The 20,618-nt window shown below is 63.4% G+C and carries 11 protein-coding genes; all 11 read left to right on the forward strand.

Annotated features, from left to right (window positions below; all coding sequences use genetic code 11):
* The coding region (locus KVT38_RS31035) for an S-layer homology domain-containing protein (protein WP_217597630.1) at positions 1-3,756 on the forward strand (3,756 nt) is incomplete at its 5' end.
* A 308-nt stretch (positions 3,757-4,064) separates the two neighbouring features.
* On the forward strand, positions 4,065-4,607 hold the full coding sequence (gene spoVT / locus KVT38_RS31040) for a stage V sporulation protein T (RefSeq protein WP_217597631.1): 543 nt from the start codon (positions 4,065-4,067) through the stop codon (positions 4,605-4,607).
* 172 nt (positions 4,608-4,779) lie between these two features.
* Positions 4,780-5,799, forward strand: coding sequence for a LacI family DNA-binding transcriptional regulator (locus KVT38_RS31045; RefSeq protein ID WP_217597632.1), 1,020 nt, complete (start codon positions 4,780-4,782; stop codon positions 5,797-5,799).
* A 142-nt stretch (positions 5,800-5,941) separates the two neighbouring features.
* Positions 5,942-8,104 (forward strand): amylo-alpha-1,6-glucosidase, encoded by a 2,163-nt coding sequence (locus tag KVT38_RS31050; RefSeq protein ID WP_217597633.1) that lies wholly within the window; start codon positions 5,942-5,944, stop codon positions 8,102-8,104.
* 106 nt (positions 8,105-8,210) lie between these two features.
* A complete protein-coding gene (locus KVT38_RS31055; RefSeq protein WP_217597634.1) occupies positions 8,211-9,584 on the forward strand; it encodes an ABC transporter substrate-binding protein in 1,374 nt (457 codons plus the stop codon).
* Between the two features lie 250 nt (positions 9,585-9,834).
* Positions 9,835-10,782, forward strand: a complete 948-nt coding sequence (locus KVT38_RS31060; RefSeq protein WP_217597635.1) for a carbohydrate ABC transporter permease — start codon at positions 9,835-9,837, stop codon at positions 10,780-10,782.
* Between the two features lie 6 nt (positions 10,783-10,788).
* Positions 10,789-11,631, forward strand: coding sequence for a carbohydrate ABC transporter permease (locus tag KVT38_RS31065; protein ID WP_217597636.1), 843 nt, complete (start codon positions 10,789-10,791; stop codon positions 11,629-11,631).
* Between the two features lie 7 nt (positions 11,632-11,638).
* Entirely contained in the window at positions 11,639-14,029 is a 2,391-nt protein-coding gene (locus tag KVT38_RS31070) for a spermidine synthase (RefSeq protein WP_217597637.1), read from the forward strand.
* A 401-nt stretch (positions 14,030-14,430) separates the two neighbouring features.
* Complete coding sequence (locus KVT38_RS31075; protein ID WP_217597638.1) at positions 14,431-16,785, forward strand: glycogen debranching protein; 2,355 nt, start codon at positions 14,431-14,433, stop codon at positions 16,783-16,785.
* Between the two features lie 79 nt (positions 16,786-16,864).
* Positions 16,865-19,012, forward strand: a complete 2,148-nt coding sequence (locus KVT38_RS31080; RefSeq protein WP_217597639.1) for an alpha-galactosidase — start codon at positions 16,865-16,867, stop codon at positions 19,010-19,012.
* Between the two features lie 232 nt (positions 19,013-19,244).
* Positions 19,245-20,618: oligosaccharide flippase family protein (locus tag KVT38_RS31085; RefSeq protein WP_217597640.1), on the forward strand; the 1,374-nt coding region annotated here is incomplete at its 3' end.

Consider the following 20,618-nt stretch of genomic DNA (forward strand, 5'->3'; position numbering starts at 1 on the left):
AAGCCAATTAGCGGTGCGACAGGCAGCACGTACACGCCGGTCGAAGGCGACATCGGCAATTACCTCTTCTTCGAAGTCACGCCAGTAGCGAAGACAGGTGTGCCGACAGGCTCCCCGGTCGTAAGCACAGGCTTCGGCCCGATCAAGCCGGCAAACGTAGCGCCAGCCGCAACGAATGTCGCAATCGAAGGCGACGCGGAAGTGGGCCAGCAACTGACCGGTGGCTATAGTTATTCGGATGCCGATACGGATGAGGAGAACAAAGAAGCAACGATCATCAAGTGGTATGTAGACAGCAATAAGAATGGCTCGAATAAAAAGCCAATTAGCGGTGCGACAGGCAGCACGTACACGCCGGTCGAAGGCGACATCGGCAATTACCTCTTCTTCGAAGTCACGCCAGTAGCGAAGACAGGTGTGCCGACAGGCTCCCCGGTCGTAAGCACAGGCTTCGGCCCGATCAAGCCGGCAAACGTAGCGCCAGTCGCAACGAATGTCGCAATCGAAGGCGACGCGGAAGTGGGCCAGCAACTGACCGGTGGCTATACGTACACGGATGCCGATACGGATGAGGAGAACAAAGAAGCAACGATCATTAAGTGGTATGTAGACAGCGATAAGAATGGCTCGAATAAAAAGCCAATTAGCGGTGCGACAGGCAGCACGTACACGCCGGTCGAAGGCGACATCGGCAATTACCTCTTCTTCGAAGTCACGCCAGTAGCGAAGACAGGTGTGCCGACAGGCTCCCCGGTCGTAAGCACAGGCTTCGGCCCGATCAAGCCGGCAAACGTAGCGCCAGTCGCAACGAATGTCGCAATCGAAGGCGACGCGGAAGTGGGCCAGCAACTGACCGGCAGCTATAGTTATTCGGATGCCGATACGGATGAGGAGAACAAAGAAGCAACGATCATTAAGTGGTATGTAGACAGCGATAAGAATGGCTCGAATAAAAAGCCAATTAGCGGTGCGACAGGCAGCACGTACACGCCGGTCGAAGGCGACATCGGCAATTACCTCTTCTTCGAAGTCACGCCAGTAGCGAAGACAGGTGTGCCGACAGGCTCGCCGGTCGTAAGTACAGGCTTCGGCCCGATCGTCGCTGCGAACGTGGCGCCTGTCGCCATCGCGCAAGACGTTATCATTAGCGTGAACGGCGCGGTATACGACGGCAAGCTGCACGGCAGCGACCCAGATTCGGGCGACAAGCTGACTTTTGCCAAGATGAGCGATCCTGAACATGGTACGGTCGAGGTAAATGAGGACGGCACTTACATTTACACGCCGACTCCGGGCTACAGCGGACAGGACAGCTTTACTTTCACAGTCACCGACAGCCACGGCGCGACGTCGGCACCTGCAAAGGTGACGATCGTGATTGCGGAACCCGGTACGTATATCATCTGGCTTTCGGCCAATCCCGACACGCTCATCGGTGACGGCAAATCCACGACGCAGCTGACGGCGACCTTGCTTGACAGTGAAAATAATCCTGTTCCAGGCGTTACGGTCAAGTTCGGCGCGACGTCCGGCACTTTCCCGGACGGGTACGAAGCCGTGACGAATGAGTCCGGTCAAGCGGTCATCTTGTACAAGACGTCCAAAATTTCGAGCACGGTCTCCCAGGTCATCCCGGTGACGGCGGAGGTGCACGATACGGATAGAGGCATCTATAGCAAACAACACATCGACGTGACGTTCCAGCCCGCTGCGATCCGCGGCGTCGTGGCTTCGACGGCAAACGGCGAGCGTATCGTAGAAAAAGGCGTTAAGGTCCGCATCTCGAACGCAGAGATCGGCTTCTCGGCCGAGACGACGACCGATGAGCTGGGACAATACGCGATCCCGGTGCCGGAAGGAGATCTCGTCTACAGCATCGAGATCATCAAGCCGGTCACCGTAGGCGGCGAGACGAAGGAAGTATCGTTCAAGCAGACTGCCAAGGTCGGCGAGATCACGGGCGGCGGCGAAGAATATTTCGACTCGGAAAAGGTCGCCACGGGTATCATCGTGCTTGCGAAGCCTGACGGCTCGCAAAAGCTGCTGAACGACCAGGATCCGGTCGACCGCGATATGGCGGCACAGCTCAAGATCAAAATTATGGACCCTGACACCGGCGAATTCATCACGGTGAACGGACAGAACGCGTTCGCGCTCGATCCGAGCGGCGTGTTCAGCATCCCGGGCTTGGTCAAAGGCAAGAAATACGGCCTGGCGATCGTCTACAGCCTGCCTGACGCTCAAGGCGGCGGAGCGGCGAAGGAAATCATCATGAACGCGGTCGACAACGACGGCACGCTGCCGAAGTTTGAGCTGTCCGCGGACGGCGAGCTCAACATTCTCGACGAGCTGATCGACCCGTACGGAGACATCACGGATAAAGTAACCAACGCGGCAGTCGACGGCGCGCATGTCGTTCTCTATTATGCCGATACGCCGCGCAACAGAGCTGCGGGCATCACGCCGGGCACCGAGGTCGTACTGCCCGCAATTGCAGGCTTCGGGCCGAACGACAACGCGAACCCGCAGACGAGCAAAAGCGGCGGCAAATATGCCTATATGGTGTATCCGCAAACCGACTACTATCTGGTCGTGACGGCTACCGGCTACGATACGTACGTCAGTCCGACGATTCCGGTCGAGTTCGCGATCGTACGGCACGACGTGCCGCTGACGCCTCAGACGAGCACGCCGTCTCCGGGCGGCCCAACTGGTCCGTCGACGCCGGCAGAGCCTGAGCAGACAGGCAAGCCGGATCTGATCGTCAACGTCACGATCGATCGCAGCACGTATGAAGAGAGCAGCACGGCGACCGTGACCGTCCAATACAAAAATGACGGCAACGCCGCTGCGAAAGATGCGGAAATTACGCTCGCGATTCCGGCTGGCGCGGAAGTACTGGACGCTGCCGGCGGTACGGTATCGGACGGCAAGATTGTGTGGAAGCCGGGCACGGTGGACGCGGCGGCAGGCGGAAAATATGTCGTCAAGCTGAAGTGGCCGCAGATCGATGCCGCTGAGCGCATGGCCGAGCTGGATGCCAAAGCGTCGGCCGCGAATCTCGGAGCCGAAGACGCCGCCAACGCGGAAGCGTCGGCCAAGCTGCTTATTTTCTCCAACCGCTATGGCAACGTATCGCACACGCGTTATATTCTCGGCTATCCGGACAAGAAGTTCCTTCCGAACCGGACGCTGACGCGCGCGGAACTGGCGGCGATCATCGCACGTCTGATCGACGGCGGCGGCACGACGCTTAAGGCGCAATACAGCGATGTTCGCACAGGACACTGGGCGAGCGGGTACATCCGCATCGCCTCGGATAACGGCATCTTCACGGGCTATACGGATGGCAGCTTCCACCCGGACAGCCCGGTCACTCGCGAGGAACTCGCGGCAGTCATGGTCCGTTACCTGAAACTGAAGGTGGCGAAGCCGCTTGATTCGAAATTCGCGGACGCCGAAGGCCGTTGGTCGTCGGCAGCGATCGAAGCGCTGTTCCGTAATGCATTGACGACCGGCTACGAAGACGGCACCTTCAAGCCTTCCGCGCCGATCGTTCGCCAAGAGGCGGTTACGATGATCAACAGGCTGCTGTATCGCGGGCCGCTTGGCGGCGTGGAAGCTTCCTTCCCGGATGTGCCGGCGTCGAGCTGGTCGTTCGGTCAGATCGAAGAGGCCACGAGATCGCACGAATCCGTGCGGGCCGCAGACGGCAGCGAGATTTACGCGAAAAGCATCGAAGACAACGTTCAATAAGCGATCGAATGGCAAAAGGCTCGTCCTGTTCTCCTTGGAGACTGTGACGGCCTTTTCCTTTTCCACCAACATATTCATTGATTCACGCACGAAGGTCGAAGGGTAATAACTGGAAAACGAGGGCTGCTCGTTGTGCTGCCCATGGGCGAGCGCATAAGAATTTGGGAGGGGTTAAATACTACTCCCATGGTAAAAGATCAATCCTTATCCCTGAGCTACTGCGTTCGTCATACATGCCGTATGCCGTACCTGATGCGGCTTCGGGCCATGGTCCAAAACATCCAAGGAAAGTGGGGCATCTCGCAACCATGAAAGCAACCGGAATAGTACGCCGCATCGACGATCTGGGCCGGGTAGTCATCCCGAAGGAAATCCGCAGGACGCTCCGCATCCGCGAAGGAGACCCGCTCGAGATCTTCGTGGATCGCGACGGGGAAGTCATTCTTAAAAAGTACTCGCCGATCGGCGAGCTGGGCGATTTCGCCAAGGAGTATGCCGAGTCGCTTTCCGAAAGCACGGGGCACATCTGCCTTATTTCGGACCGGGATGCCGTTATCGCCGTAGCGGGCGCATCCAAGAAGGAATATTTGGACAAGGCTATCGGCCAAACGCTCGAGACCTGCATGGAGAGCCGCAAGATCACGCTCGAAGCCAGCGCCGGTCAATTCGAACTGCTGCGCGACAATAGCGAGAGTCTGAGCTCGTTCGTAGCCGCGCCGATCGTAGCCGGAGGCGATCCGATCGGGACGGTCGTGCTGCTTAGCCGGGAAGAAGGCATGAAAATGGGCGAGATGGAGAGCAAGATGGTCGAGACGGCAGCTGGCTTCCTGGCCAAGCAAATGGAGCAATAACAGGCGAACGGCGTTCTTCCCATAGATACAAATCAAGCTTCGCGAACGGAGAAATCCGGAACCGGAAGCTTTTTTTGTTTTGTCGATCTAAATTAATCGTTGCAAAGGCTTACATCTGGATTTATAATGACTACACGAGCTTCCGAAACGTTTTGGAACAGGAGTGGGTACGGTGACGACAATCAAAGATCTGGCCAAGGCCGCCGGCGTATCCATTACGACCATCTCCCGGGCGCTCAACGGTTACAGCGACGTGAACGAGAAGACGCGCAAACGCATACAGACGCTCGCCGATGAGATGGGCTACCGGCCGAATGCCGTGGCGAGGAGCTTGGTTACGAAGAAGACACGCACGATCGGCGTGATTCTGTCCGAGATCAACCGCGAAGGCGCCAAGGACTCGCTCGCCTTCGAGACGCTATGCGGCATCAACGATCGCGCGGTGGAGCTGGATTACGACATTTTGCTTTTCAGCACCAATCCGAAGAAGCAGCTGTCCAAGTCCTATGCCGACCTGTGCAAGGAACGCAATGTCGACGGCGCCATTTTGTCGGGTCTTCGGCTGCACGATCCGTATCTCGAGGAGGTCGTTCACAAGACGAACTTTCCGTGCGTGCTCATCGACATTCCCGCCGAGAGCCGCAACGTGGGGCATGTCACGACGGATAACGTACGAGGCGCCGCCGCGGCCGTGAATCACCTGATCGGGCTCGGCCACCGCCGAATCGCCATGATCAACGGGCACGACGAAGCGGCTGTCAGCCAGGACCGGCTGGAGGGCTACAAGCTCGCGCTTGCGGCTGCCGGCATTCCCTTCGACCCGCAGCTGGTCTACAACGGGGGCTTCAAGGAAGAAGGCGGCTTCGAGGCGATGTACGGCATATTGTACCAGCATCCTGAAGTGACCGCCGTTTTCTCGGCGAGCGACCTGATGGTGCTCGGCGCACTGCGGGCGCTCGAGCGGCTCGGACACCGGGCGCCGGAGCGCATGTCGATCGTCGGCTACGACGATATCGCCATCGCCGCGCACTGCTCGCCGCCGCTCACCACGATTCGCCAGGACCGCTATGCGATGGGCTACCAAGCCGCGCAGCTCTTGGTGGATATGCTCGAGAGCCGGGACGTCGGCCGCAAGATCACGCTTCAATCCGAATTGATCGTCCGTCAGAGCACCGCGCCTTTATCCGGGTAATCGCTTGGCCGCAAGCCGTGATGACTGAGAGGCGTTTTTATTTCCGCAAAAACCGAAACGTTTTGGAAAACCTTAGCGGCGAAATGAAAGCGGTTCATTCGACCGTGCCCCGCCGACCAACAGCAAGAAGGAGAAATGCCGCATGGACTACCGGGTGATCAAAGACAACGACCTTTTCCTTCTGACCGACCTGTCCGGCGACGTCGTGCCGCCGCCCGCGGATGCGGGCGAGGGGCAGCAGCTGGGCTACGGGCTATACCGCAGCGATACCCGGTTCCTGAGCCGGATGGAGCTGCTGATCAACGGCCGCAGGCCGATCGTTCTGTCCTCCGAAGCGGACCAGAACTATGTGTCCGAGACGGTGCTGACCAACCCGCATATGGAGGAGGACGGCAAGCTGATCCTGTGGCGTGAATCCGTGGAGCTGCGCAGAACGCGCTTCATCTACGGGGACGTGCTATACGACAAGCTGACGATGACCAACTTCAGCCCGGCGCAGCTATCCTTCGACCTATCGCTCCGGTTCGAGGCTGATTTCACGGATATGTTTGTGGTTAGAGGGTTCATGGGGGGCAAACTAGGCACGGCCGAACCGGTGGAAGCATCCACGGGCGCACTGCGCTTCGGGTATGCCGGAGCGGACGGGATCCGGCGCGCGCTGCGGATCCGGTGGGACGACCATGAAGCCGTTGCAGGCGCTGACGGCACGGTTCGCTTGGCGGTCGAGCTGGCGCCTGGCGCGTCCCGATCTTTCGAGCTGCTGCTCGTTCCGTCGATCGGAGATGCCGAGCCAGAGGCGGCCGCGCCGCGAGAAGAAGCGCTGGCGCGGCTGGAAGCCGATTATGCGGAATGGGTGGCAACGTCCGCATCGCTCGAGACGGACGATCCCCAGCTCGACGCCTTGTATGCGAGAGGCTTGCTGGACCTGCGCGTGCTGCTGAACGACGAAGGACACGGGCGCTTCCCCGTCGCCGGACTTCCCTGGTACGCGGTGCTCTTCGGCCGCGACAGCCTGATCACGGCGCTGCAGCTGCTGCCGGTAAGGCCGGAGGTCGCGCTCGCCACGCTTCGAACGATGGCGCGTTATCAAGGCGAGCGCGACGACGCCTGGCGCGACGAGCAGCCCGGCAAGATCATGCACGAGATGCGCCGCGGGGAGCTGGCGAACACGAATCAGGTGCCGTTCACGCCTTACTACGGCACGGTCGATGCGACGCCGCTCTTCCTGGTCCTGCTGGCGGAGTACGTCAAGTGGACCGGCGACCTGTCCGCGCTGCGCGAGCTGCTGCCGAACGCCGAAGCCGCGCTCGGCTGGATCGACCGCAATGCCGAGGCCGCCGGCGGGTTCGTCACCTATCACAGCGAATCGGCCAAGGGCATTGCGAACCAGGGCTGGAAGGACTCGGCCGACTCCATCGTCCACCGGGACGGCGAGTACGCGCGGACGCCGATCGCGCTGGTCGAGGTACAAGGCTACGTGTACCAGGCCAAGCGGCTGTTGTCCGATCAGCTTGTTCGCCTTCCGGAAGAGCTGGGCCGCGACTGGCGCGCAATGGCCGCGCGGCTTGCCAGCGAGGCGGAGGCGCTGCGCGAGCGGTTCGAAGCGGCTTTCTGGATGGCGGACGAGGGCTACTACGCCATCGCGCTGGACCGCGACGGCCGCCAGGTCAAGTCGGTCACCTCCAATCCGGGACACGCGCTGGCCTCCGGGCTGTTCGCACCGGAGCGGGCCGCGGCCGTGGCGAAGCGGCTGACGGCACCCGATCTGTTCGGCGGCTACGGCATCCGCACGATGGCCGAGGGCCAGACGGGCTACAACCCGATGAGCTACCACGACGGCAGCGTCTGGCCCCACGACAACTCGATGTGCCTGATGGGACTTGCGGCCGGCGGCTTCTCGGAGCAAAGCGGCACCGTCATCGAAGGCCTGCTCGCGGCCGCGGCGCACTTTGAGAACGCCCGCCTGCCCGAGCTGTTCTGCGGCTACGCGAAGGAGCGAGGCCGGCCGGTCCGCTATCCGGTCGCTTGCTCGCCGCAGGCCTGGGCGGCCGGCACGCCGCTCGTCATGCTGACCGCGATGCTCGGCCTCGTGATCGACGGCCCGAGCGGCACCGTCAGGCTCGCTCCGGCCCTGCCGCCGGGCATGAACCGGCTCCGGGCCCGGCGCATCAAGCTCGGCGCGGGCACGCTGGACGTCGATGTCCGGCGCGATCCGGAAGGCGGCTATCGAGTCGACGTCGTGGGCAATACGAGCGGGCTCGCCGTTCAAGTCGACGAGCAGCGGCCGGCCGGCGCCAACGTTTAGCCGGCGCGAACGCGAGACATCGGTTTTAGAGGGTCCGCCGCGCGTCTGTCGCGGCGGCGGATTCCCTTTAACATATTTCCACACCCAACCAAAGGAGTGTTCGTGCATGAGACAAAGGGGAACGGCATTACTTGCACTCGGTTTGGCTTCTGCAATGGCGGTGACGGCATGCGGAGGGAATAACAACAACAACGCTTCTTCCTCCTCGGCTGCGGCGACGAATGGCGCGACCCAATCCGCAAGCGCTTCCACACCAGCCAGTTCTTCCGCTTCCGCGGAAGCGAAGAATGTCACGCTTCGCGTCGGCACATGGGACGGCGGAGACGGCTTGAAGCAGCAGCAGCAAATCGCGGACAACTACACCAAAGAGCACCCGAACGTCAAGATCAATATCGAGTCGGTGCCGGACCAGTACGGGACCAAGCTGCTTACGCAAGTGGCGGCGGGCCAGGCGCCCGACATCTTCCAGATCGGCGACGGCGACGTGAAGATGTTCATGCAGAAGGGCGCGCTCGAGGATCTGACGCCTTACATCCAGGGCGCCTCCGGCATCGACCTGAACGATTATTACACGAGCGTGCTGGACGTCGGCAAGCTGGGCGATAAATACTATACGCTGCCGAAGGACTATTCGGACATCGGGATCTATTACAACAAGAAGCTGTTCGACGACGCGGGCGTCGCTTATCCGCAGACGGGCTGGACGTGGGACCAGTTCTACGAGACGGCCAAGAAGCTGACGGTGCAAAAAGGCGGCAAGACGACCCAATGGGGCGTAGAACTGCCGGGCGGGTGGCTGCGCGCGATTTTGCCACTCATCAACAGCTACGGCGGCAGCGTCATCAGCCCGGACGGCGAATCGTTCGAAGGCTACATGAACAGCGACGGCACCGTCAAGGCGCTCGAGCTGTACCAGGACATGTATCTCAAAGATAAGATCAGCCCGTCCAGCTCCGACTCTGCGGCGCTTCAAGGCGTCGACCTGTTCGCGGCGGGCAAGGTCGCGATGTCGATGACGGGCCGCTGGCCGGTCGCCGAATACAAGAAAAATCCGGACCTCAACTTCGGCGTCGCGCAAATGCCGGTCGGTCCGAGCGGTGCGGCCAATACGATTTGTTATGCGGGCTACGGCCTCTACTCCAAGTCGGCCAACAAGGATGCGGCCTGGGATTACTTGAAGTATCTGACCGGTCCGCAGGGGCAGGAAGTGATGGCGGAATTTGCCTTCACGGCGGTCAAATCCACGACGGAGAAGCTCGGTCAGGCCACGGATGAGCATCTGAAGCCGTTCCTCGACGACATCCCGAACATCAAGGAGTTCCCGGAAAAGACGAGCGAGTTCTTCGGCGCTTCCGGCGCCAAGGCGATGCAGACCGTGCTCGACAAGATGATGCTGGGCAAGCCGATCGACGTGAAAAAAGAGCTCGACGCCGCGGCCAAACAAGCGACGACCGATCTCGCGGCGGCCAAAAACCAGTAAAGAACAACCTCGTCGCAGTATCGGCGAGACAGTCGGAACGCCGGCGGGAGGCGCGCTTCCCGCCGGCTTCTCCGGCACGGGCATTGAACCCGATAGCTGTAAAAATGCACTTAATTCACCTCCCGGCCCATTAACGGCTCGTCAGCGGCTCAAATGAATGAGACCCTCGTTTTAAGACGGAATTATTTGCATTTTTGCAGCTATCCGCCGCACTTGCGGCATTTTCAAAAAAGAAAGAGGTGCAGTGACCATGGAAAAGGCAGCGACCGCATCCGAATACAAGCCGGTCCAAACCAAGCGCCGCCTGTCCAAAGCGGAGCGCAAGGAGGAGCGTACCTTCTACCTGCTGACCGCGCCCTGGCTGATCGGACTGCTCATCTTTTTTGCGGTGCCGATGGTCGCGTCGCTTTGGATCAGCCTGAACCAGTGGGATATGCTGACCCCCGCGAAGTTCGTCGGCTTCAAAAACTACAGCACCGCGTTCAACCGCGATCCGTTGTTCTGGCAGTCGCTCAAGGTGACGGCGCTGTACTCCCTTTTCTCCGTGCCGCTCGGCCTCATCGCATCGCTCCTCTTGTCCCTGCTGCTCAACCAGGCGGTGCGCGGCATGCGGCTGTTCCGCACGATCTTCTACCTGCCGGCCGTCGTCAGCGGCGTATCCGTCATGGTGCTGTGGATGTGGATCTTCAACCCGCAGATCGGCCTGCTGAATACGATCCTCGGCTACTTCGGCATCGCCGGACCCGGCTGGATCTTCGATCCGCACTGGGCGCTTCCGTCCATGGTCATCATGAGCCTCTGGTCGACGGTTGGCGGCAGCGTCATCATCTGGCTGGCCGGGCTCAAGGGCATACCCCCTTCGCTGTACGAAGCGGCCGAGCTGGACGGCGCGGGCGGCTGGCAGAAGTTCAGGAACGTCACCATTCCGATGCTGACGCCGACGATCTTCTTCAACCTCGTCATGGGCGTGATCGGCGCGATGCAGACGTTCGGGGAAGCCTACGTCATGACGAAGGGCGGCCCGATGAACTCCACGCTGTTTTTCAACTTTTACCTGTTCGATCATGCGTTCCAGAACTTCAGAATGGGCTACGCCTCCGCGCTGGCCTGGGTGCTCTTCATCCTGATCCTTGCGCTCACGGCGCTTGTCGTGAAGTCTTCTGCGGCCTGGGTCTATTACGAAGGGGAAAGGAATTGACGCCACATGACCACTACGAACCGCGGCAGACTGCTGCTTAAAAATTCGCTGATTTACGTCCTGCTGGCGATCGGCTCCCTCGTCATGCTCGTTCCTTTCGCCTGGATGCTCTCGACCTCGCTCAAGGAGTCGTACCAGGTGTTCACCTGGCCGCCTAAGTGGATTCCCGATCCGGTCAAATGGGTCAACTACAAGACGGCCTTCACCAGCCTGCCGTTCGGACAATGGTTCAACAACACGATCATCATCACCGTACTCTCGATTATCGGCGCGGTCGTGTCCTGCGTCATCGTGTCCTACGGCTTCGCCCGGTTCAAAGCAAGGGGCCGCTCGTTCCTGTTTATTCTGACGCTCGCGACCATGATGCTGCCCGACACCGTCACGATGATTCCAAAGTTCTATATGTTCACCCAGTTCGGCTGGATCAACACCTTCTATCCGCTCATCGTGCCGCTGTTTTTCGGAAAAGCCTACTTCGTCTTCCTGCTCCGACAGTTTTTCATGTCCATCCCTGCCGATCTCGAGGAAGCGGCCAAGATCGACGGCGCGTCCACCTTCGGCATCCTGTGGCGGGTCATTCTCCCGCTCACCGTGCCGGCGATCGTGACGATCACGATCTTCCAGTTCAACGACAGCTGGAAAGACTTCATGCAACCGATTCTGTATCTAAGCAAGCCGGAGCTGTACACGCTGACGCTCGGCATCAACTTCTTTAAGAGCCAGAACAACGTGCAGTGGAATTATCTGATGGCCGCGTCCATGGTGACGATGCTGCCGTCGCTGCTGTTTTACTTTATCGGTCAAAAATACTTCGTCGAGAGCATCACGCTGACCGGCATGAAGGGGTGACGGACGGATGGCGGTAGCGGGTGGAAAAAGCGGCGCTCGCCGCTGGATGCTGGGCCTGGGCGGCCTGTCGGCGTCCGCGCTCGGCCTGGAGATGGCGCTGACCAACGTATTCGGCGTGCTGCTGCAGTATCACTACGTGTCGCTTGTCGTCTCGCTGGCCGTCTTCGGCATCGGCGCGGGCAGCTATGCGGCGCGCAGGCGGGCACGATCTGCTGGACGCGAAGCTGATGCGCCAGCGTTGAAGGATGAGGCCTCCAGCAGGTCCGCCGGACTTGCGGCATTGGGGCTCGGCTTGTTCATCGCGCTGCTCAGCCTCTTTCTGGCACGCTTTCCTTATGTCGACCAGCTCGCGCTGTACGCGCTGCTCGGCGCTCTGCCGTTTGTCCTGTTCGGCTGGTGCATGGGACGCGCGCTGGCGAGCGGCGTCCCTACGCGCTCGCTGTATGCTGCCGATCTGCTCGGCGCCGGAGCGGGTGTGGCTGCCGCCTACGGCCTGATTCAGCTCTGGGGCGGCCTGCAGGCGATGTTCGCGCTGTCCGTACCGGCGTTCGCCGCGGCCGTCCTGCTGCTGGCGCCGTCACCCTCCGGGGCCGGAGCGGGGGCGGTATCGGGGCGTCCCGGTTGGCTGCGCTTCACGCCCTTGCTGCCGCTTATCGCCGTCTTCGCAGGTCTGGCTTCCGGCGCCGGCTGGTGGAACATCGACTACGCCGGCATGCGCGGCGCGGCGCCGGACAAGACGATCGTCGGCGCGCTGCGCCAGCCAGGCGCGGCGCTGGAGCGCACCGAGTGGGATGCGTTCGCCAGAGCGGACGTCGTCTCGGGCGGCGATCCCGCGCGCAAGACTGTGTTCATCGACGGCGGCGCCGGCAGCTACATGTACAAGTTCGACGGCGATCTCGCTTCGGTGGCCGGGCTGGCCAAGGACATCGAATTTCTGCCGTTCGCGGCCGGCCCTGCGGACAAGACGGCGATCGTCGGCGCCGGGGGCGGCCGCGATATTTTATATGCGCTGCTTGCCGGCGCGAAGCAGGTGACCGCCGTCGAACTGAGCGACGGCATCGTGCGCGCCATGCGCGAAGATGCGGCCTACAACGGCGGGCTGCTCGATCGCCCGGGCGTCACCGCGGTCGTCGGCGACGGCCGCACGGTGCTCGAGCGCAGCGGCGAGCGCTACGACCTGATCGCGCTCGACCTCGTGTATTCGCAGGTCGGCGGCGTGAACGGACACGCGCTGACGGAAAATTATGCGTTCACGCGAGAGGCGTTCCGCACTTATTTGGACCGTCTTGCCGAAGGCGGCCGCCTGATCGTCATCTCGCACCAGGGCATCGAGGGCGTGCGCGCCTTCTATACCGGGCTTGGGGCGCTCATGGACGCGACCGGAGCCCAGCCGGCGGCGGCTGTGAAGAACGCCGCCCTGCTCATGGCCTCCGAGGAATCCGCCGGTCCCGGGCTGACCTTGACCGTCATCCAGCGCACTCCGCTCGCCGCTTCCCAGCTGGACACGCTGCGCGCCGGCGCGAACGCGCTCGGTCTGCAGGCGCTGTTCCTGCCCGGGACCAACGAGCAGTTTCTGAAGCCGCTGATCGAGGGCAAGCAGTCGTTCGATACATTCGTGAAGGACAGCGACTTCAGCGTATATCCGACGACAGACGACAAGCCGTTTTTCTACAAGCTTACGCCGGGCATGCCGGGCTCGCTCAAAACCTGGCTTGGCGTCATCGCCGGCCTGACGGCGCTGTTTGCGGTCTGGGTATGGTGGCGCGAGGTGGCGCCGCCGAAGCATGCTTCTGCCGCGCAGCCCGTACGAGCCCGTCTCGGCGGCAAGCCTCTGCTGGTCAGCCTGCTCGTCGGCGTCGGCTATATGTGCCTGCAGGCGGCTTTCATCCAGAAGGCGATGAAATACGCCGGCAGCCCCGCCGCCGCAACCGCCGTCGTGCTGCTGGCCATGCTCGTCGGCGGTAGCCTGGGCAGCCGGCTCGCGGGACGCCGCCGACTGTCCGAAGCGGCAGGCGCGGGCGGCGCCGCGCTGCTGATCGCGCTGCTTGCCGCAGCCGAAGCGCTGGGGGGCGGCGGCCTGTACGAGCTGGCGCTGGGCGCGCGGCTCGCCGTGCTCGGTGTTGCAGCCGCCGCGCTGGGGCTGCTCATGGGCGTCCCGCTGCCGCTTCGCATGGAAGCCGCGGAGCGCGGACAGCGGGGCAGCTCGCCCTTGCTGTTCGCGGTGAACGGCATCGCGGGCGTGTGGGGCTCCTGGCTCGGCGCGGCGCTGGCGCTCGCGGCCGGGCTGCGCTGGGCGCTCGCGGCGGCGATCGCCTGCTACGCGCTGGTCGCGCTGCTGTCCGCGCTCCGGCGGGAAAGCGCGAGCGCCGCGACCGCGCAGGATGCGGGCCGGGTATAAAGGGTGCCGCAGCGCGAGACACGTTGGCGGGGCATTGCCTTTTTGACTATGAATCTCCACTACTCGTCGCCCCACCGACTGCTAGCAGAGTAACACGGAAAAACCGTGCAACTCCATGCCGATAAGCGCAAACGGGCACTACCGTCACCTCAACGACACTCAGAACGGTGCCGATAAGCGCCAAAAAGCACTATCGCCACCTCAACGACACTCAGAACGGTGCCTTTAAGCGCAAACAGGCACTATCGCCATCTCTGCAACACTCACTACAGTGCCGATAAGCGCCAAAAGGCACTACCGCCTGCCACTATGTCGCGTCCATTGCAAAACTATTACTTATTTCGCACGATATTCCCGAATTTCGACCAACTTCGCACACCTCGGAAGGAGCGAATCGCTTCATGACGCATCGTTTAGAAGACAACCAGCCGCAAGTAGAAGCCGCTCTTCGCCTCGCCCGACTGACGGCAGGACGGGATACCAAAGTCACTGACGACATGGATCTGTTCGTCTGCGCGGGTCGCCGCAGCTCGATGATCGGGGGCCAGGACGGCGGATTCCCGGACTTCGGCCATCACGTTCCCGACGAGATGGGCGGCCTCTGGGCGCATCCGATCAAGCTCATGGACGGCTTTTGGCTGCATCTGTCCGAGTCTGCCGATCCGTCCGGCGGCGTCTGGCTGGAGCGGGCAGATGCGTTTCGCAACTTCGCCTACTTCAATGAGCACGACTACGCGATCCACGGCCTCGGTCTGGAAGCCGTTCGCAGCCAGTTCTGCCCGGACGAGCATCCGGGCTTCGTCGTCGAATACCGCCTGCGGGACACGAGCGGCCGGAGCCGCGAGCTGACGGCCGTCTTTCAGGGCCGAACGGAGCTGCGTCCGGTATGGTTCTCGGAGGAAGCCGGCATTCATGACGCGCCGGACGAAGCGCGCGCGGATACGGAGCTGGGCGCCGTCGTCGCCAAGGACCGCGACCATCCCTGGTTCGTCGTATTCGGCAGCGATGCGCCCGGATGCGAGCCGAGCGCCGGCGAGTCGTCGGCTCCATCACGCAAGCCGACGGCAGGCAACGGCGCCGACGGCAGCCTGCGCATACAGCTTTCGCTCCCGGCGAACGGCACGGCCGAGCTGCGTTTTTTCATCGCCGGCTCCGTTCAATCGGAGGCAGAGGCGGCGGACGCCTACCGGCACATCCGCGGCGACCACGCCGACATGCGCAGAGCCAAGCGTTTGCGCTATGAGTCGCTGCTGGCCCGAACGGAGCTGGACATACCGGACGAGGAGCTTGCCCGCGTATTCGACTGGGTGAAGGTCCATAGCGAGTGGCTCGTCCTGGACGTGCCAGGCGTCGGCAGAGGGCTGACGGCCGGCATTCCCGAGTACCCCTGGTGGTTCGGCTGCGACAACAGCTACGCCTTGCTCGGGCTGCTCGCCGTGGGCCGACAGGCGCTCGCCGTCGAGACGTCAGATCTTATTCGCGAGACGTCGGAGCGAACCAACGGCAACGGCCGCATCATTCACGAGCTGACGACCTGGGGCCTCGTGGCCAACCCGGGCAATACGCAGGAAACGCCGCATTACATCCAGAGCGTGCGCGAGATTTTCGACTGGACGGGCGATCTGGCCTATCTGAAGCGGGCTTACCCGACCGTTCGTCAGGGACTGGAGTGGCTGCTCGGCGAGATGGACCCGGACGGCGATCTGCTCCCCGAAGGCTACGGCATTACGGAGATCGAGGGGCTGAACGTCGAGCTGATCGACACGGCGGTGTACACTTGGTCGGCGCTGCTCGCGGGAGCGGAGATGGCGGAGCTGCTCGGGGACGGGGAGATTGCCGCGGGCTGGCGCGGTACGGCGGCGCGGCTGGCGGACAAGATCAACACGGATCTGTGGCTGGAAAAAGAAGGCCTGTACGCGGATGCCATGGCCCGAGTCGAAGCCGTTCGCCAGCGGATGCCGGTATATATCGCGCGGGCCGAGAGCATGGGCGCGGATCGCGCTGTGCAGGAGATGAAGGCGATGCAGGCGGAGATGAAGGATCTGCCGCCCGACGAGGAGCGTCCCTGGTTGTTCAAGAACTGGGTCATCAACACGCCGATGGAAACGGGGCTCGCGCCGCGCGACAAGGCGATCCGTGCGCTCGCGCGCATGGGCACGGACGAGTTCACGGGCGATGCCGGCACGTATTTGTCGGGCATGTACAGGACGCAAATGATGACGATCTCGACAGGCGTGCAGGCGGTGGCCGAAGCGCGCTACGACCGGATGGACGAGTCGCTGCGCCTGGTGAAGCTGATCGCCTCCACCTTCGGACGGCGGCTGCCGGGCTCAATCAGCGAGATGTCGCCGGATTACGGCTGCTTCGTCCAGGCCTGGACGAACTACGGAATTCACTGGCTGATCGTGCGGTTCATGTTCGGCATCGAGCCGAAGGCTCATCGCAGAGAGCTGACGCTGCGGCCGCGTCTGCCTTCCGAGTGGCGCGAAGCGGCGATCCGGCGGGTCGCGATCGGCGAAGGGGCCAGCGCCGCGTCGCTTGATCTGGAGATAGCGCTCGGCGACGCCGTCGATCTATACAAGGTGAAGTTGGCCGGAGAAGGCTGGACCGTGCGCATGAACCTGCCGCGGGCCGCCGGAGCGCGCATTCTCGCGGGCGGCAGCCCGATCGAGCATCGGGAGGACGGACCGGACGGCGAGACGCTCATCGCGATCGCGGGGAACGGCACGTTCGAGGTGCGCGTGGAGCGGCGGTAGGAGTCAGGTATCCCGACCAAGCGACACAAGCGTCATATAGAGATGCCGCATTGAGCCGAAGAGAGGGAGGAGGCCGGATATGGCTGGCGAGGAGCGACGGAACGACGGTTTGATTGCAAGAGACGGACTGCATCTGCATCAGGACGCAGGCGACATCGCCGCCGTCGGCAAGGACTGGTCTACCGACAACCTTCAATATGTGCATTCGGACGGCGCCGGCGTCGGGCTAAGCCGTCTAGCGCGGCACGGACAACGAGCGTTCAGCCACGGCTCAAGAGCCGGTAGCGAGTTTGTGCTGCAATGCGGCGGCGAGCTTTACGGAAGCCGTTCTCCCGATCTCAAGCTGCTGGATGCGCGCGTATTTGTGGATGACACCGGGAAGCGGCATTATACGGTCCGTCTGCACTGCGACAAGCTGCGCTTCGAGATCGAGAGCCACACGATCATTTACGAAGACGAGCCGGTCTTCGAGCGCTGGGCGACCGTTCGCAATATCGGCGAAGCCGCCCTCCGCATCGAACGAATCGATCCGCTTCAACTGGAGCTGTCCGAAGGCGAGTGGCGGGTGCTCTCTTACCGCAGCGACTGGGGTGCCGAGTTCGAGCCGGAAACATCGCTGCTGGGCGAGTCCTTCGTCGCCGAAACGCGTTGGGGCCGCTCCTCCAAAGGCATGCATCCCTGGATCGCGCTCGTACGGGATGACGGTGCGATGCTCCATATCAGCCCGATGTGGTCCGGCAACTGGAAGGTTCGCTGCGACCGCCGCGAGGACGGCGGCATCTCGGTCGCGGCGGGGCTGAACGACTGGGCGTTCGCCAAAACGCTGGCGCCGGGCGAGGCGATGGAGAGCCCTCATGTCGCGGTAGCGCTGGGCAGCGGAGGGGATCTGCATACGGTGTCGATTCCGCTGGCGCGCGTCGGCAGACGGCACTGGTACCCGCGCAGCGCGGTGTCCGACGAGCTGCCGGCCGAGTGGAACCATTGGTTCAGCTACGAGGACCAGCTCATCGACGCGGACACGTTCAAGGCTAACGCGACCGAGGCGGCCAAGCTGGGCTTCGAAGCCTGTACGCTCGACGCGGGCTGGTTCGGGGACGCCGAGGGAAGCCTCCACTGGCACAATATACGGGGCGATTGGGATAAGGTCAATACCGACCGCTTCCCGGATGGCGTCGGGGAGATCTCGGCGTACGTGCGCGGTCTCGGCATGCGTTTCGGACTATGGTGCGAGATCGAGGGGCTCGGTCGGTGCGCGTCGCTGGCGAAGCGTCGGCCGACGTTTCCCGCGCTCCGCGAAGGCGAGCCGCTCGGCTACGTGTGTCTGGGCAACCCGGAGGCGCGAGCGTGGGCTTACGCGGAGATAGACCGCCTCATCCGGACGTACCTCTGCGACTGGATCAAGCTGGACTTCAACGTGGATCCCAAAGCCGGCTGCGACCGCTGCGATCACGGGCACGGCGCGGGGGACGGCCTGTACGAGCACATCCGAGGGTTGTACGACGTGTTGGACCGGCTCCGCGAGACGCATCCCGACGTGCTGCTCGAGAACTGCTCCTCCGGCGGCCTGAGGCTCGATCTGGGCATGGCACGCCACACTCACGCCTCTTTTCTCAGCGATCCGGACTGGCCCGAGCACAGCCTGCAAATTTTCTGGGGCGTTTCCACGTTCCTTGCGGCGGACCGGGCGCTGCACTGGAGCTATTCCGATTGGATCGGCGAGCATCCGCGCCAGCGCTTCGACCCGCACGATCCCGCGCTCACGCTTGCACAGTTCGATTATTACACACGAATCGGCATGCTCGGTGCGTTCGGCGTATCCCAGCGGCTGCCGGACTTGCCGGCACGGTTAAGCGATCGTCTGGTCGTGCATACGGCGCATTATCGGACGGTCGTCCGCCGCTTCGTGCGCGAAGGCGACCTGTATCGGCTGACGGAGCAGCCGCTGCGCGAGGGACGGGGGGCGCGTTGGGCTGCGTTTCAATACGCGTTAGCGGAGCGCGGCGAGCATCTGCTGTTCGTGTTCCGGCTGGACGGCGGCGAACGCCGGCGGCGCATCGCGCTTCGCGCGCTGGACGCGGACGCGGCGTACGAGCTGGAGGACCTGGACGGCGGGCCGGCCCGACAGGCGACAGGCGCGGAGCTGATGGAGGCGGGGCTTCTGTTCGCGGACTACGCAGAGGAGCAGTCGGGACTATTCATTTTGCGAAAAATGAAGGGCGGCGCGTAGCGAGCGTACGAGCGGCGATGCGAAAACATGCGTGAAGCGGCTTGGCTTAAGCGTGTCGCGCTGTCCGCGAGGCGGACGGAGCGGCGCTCTTTTTGCCGTTCGGTCGCCGTACCGGCGGCTGGATGGAAGGTTCCGTGCCATTCGGGCTCCGCCTCGCTGTGCTATAATGATCTCACTTTATCGCATGAACGGAGGAGCGCCGATCGCGGCATGCCGCGGCCGGCCACGCGTCTTGAAAAGCCAATCCTCGCAACTCATGCGCGGCGCCGCCCTGCTCGGGGGCGCCGCGCTGCTGTCCAAGCTTATCGGTACGCTCCAGAAGATACCGCTGCAAAATTTGGCGGGCGACCGCGTCTTCGGCTTATACAGCGCGGTCTATGCGCTGGCGGTCATGTGGATGACGCTGGCGGCGGCGGGCATCCCCGTCGCAGTGTCCGCCCTCGTCGCCGAGCGCATCGCCGCCGGCGACGAACGCGGCGCGCGGCGGCTGCTTCGCTATGCCGCCGTTCTGCTCTCGGCGAGCGGACTGCTCGCGTTCGCCGTCTTGTGGGCGGCGGCCGGCCCCCTGGCCGCCTGGATGGGCGCGCCCGAGGCGGCGGATGCGATCCGCGCCTCCTCGCTGGCGCTGCTCGCGGCGCCGTTGACGGCCGCGCTGCGCGGCTATTCGCAGGGACGGCTGGAGATGGGCCGTCCGGCGTTGTCGCAGCTCGCGGAGCAATGCGCGCGCGTCGCATTTATGCTGTGCGCCCTCGGCTGGGCGCTGCAGCGGGATTGGTCGGCGGCCTCGACGGCCGCCGCCGTGCACGGCGGCCTGGCGGCCGGCGCCGCGGCCGGACTGGCAGCGATGCTGATCTCCGGCCGGCGCAGCCGGGCCTATGATCGCGACCCGCGCCGCGCCTCCGCCGAAGCCGCGGAAGCCACCGCGCCTACAGAGCCCGGCCGTGTCCTGCTCCGCCGGATCGTACGCGTCGCGCTGCCCGTCGCAGCCGGCTCGGTCGTGGCGCCGCTGTTCGGCCTGATCGACGCGTTTACGCTGCCGCGATTCCTGCAAAGCGCGGGCGACACGGCTGCCGCCGCCATGTCTGCCTTCGGCGAATACAACCGCGGCGTCGCGCTGCTGCAGCTGGTGTCCATGGCCGCAGGCGGCGCCGCGGCCGCGCTGGTTCCCAGCCTCACGATGGGCCGCGGCGCCGCGCCGGGCATCAGCGCCGAGAGCGCGGCCCGCGCCGCGTTCGCCATGCGGATGGCCTGGTGGTTCGGCGCCGCCGCCGCCATAGGCCTGGCGATCCTCGCGCGGCCGATCAACGTCGCGCTGTTCGCCGACGCGCGCGGCACCGCCGCGATGGCCGTGCTCGGCGCGGCCGCCCTTGGCGCCGCGCTGCAGGCCGTCAGCGCCGCCGTGCTCCAGGGGCTCGGCCACCTGCGCGCGCCGGCCGTCCATCTGGCGCTGGCCGCGCTGGCCAAGGCCGCGCTCAACGCCGCGCTCGTGCCGGCCTTCGGCATCGCCGGCGCGGCTGCGGCCGCCGCCTGCGCGTATGGCGCCGCGGCGGCGCTCAACCTGCGCGCGCTGCACCGCCTGGGCGCGCTGCCGCCCCCGCGCTTCGCC

The organism is Cohnella sp. GbtcB17, from assembly GCF_019091135.1.
Lineage (GTDB): Bacteria > Bacillota > Bacilli > Paenibacillales > Paenibacillaceae > Cohnella.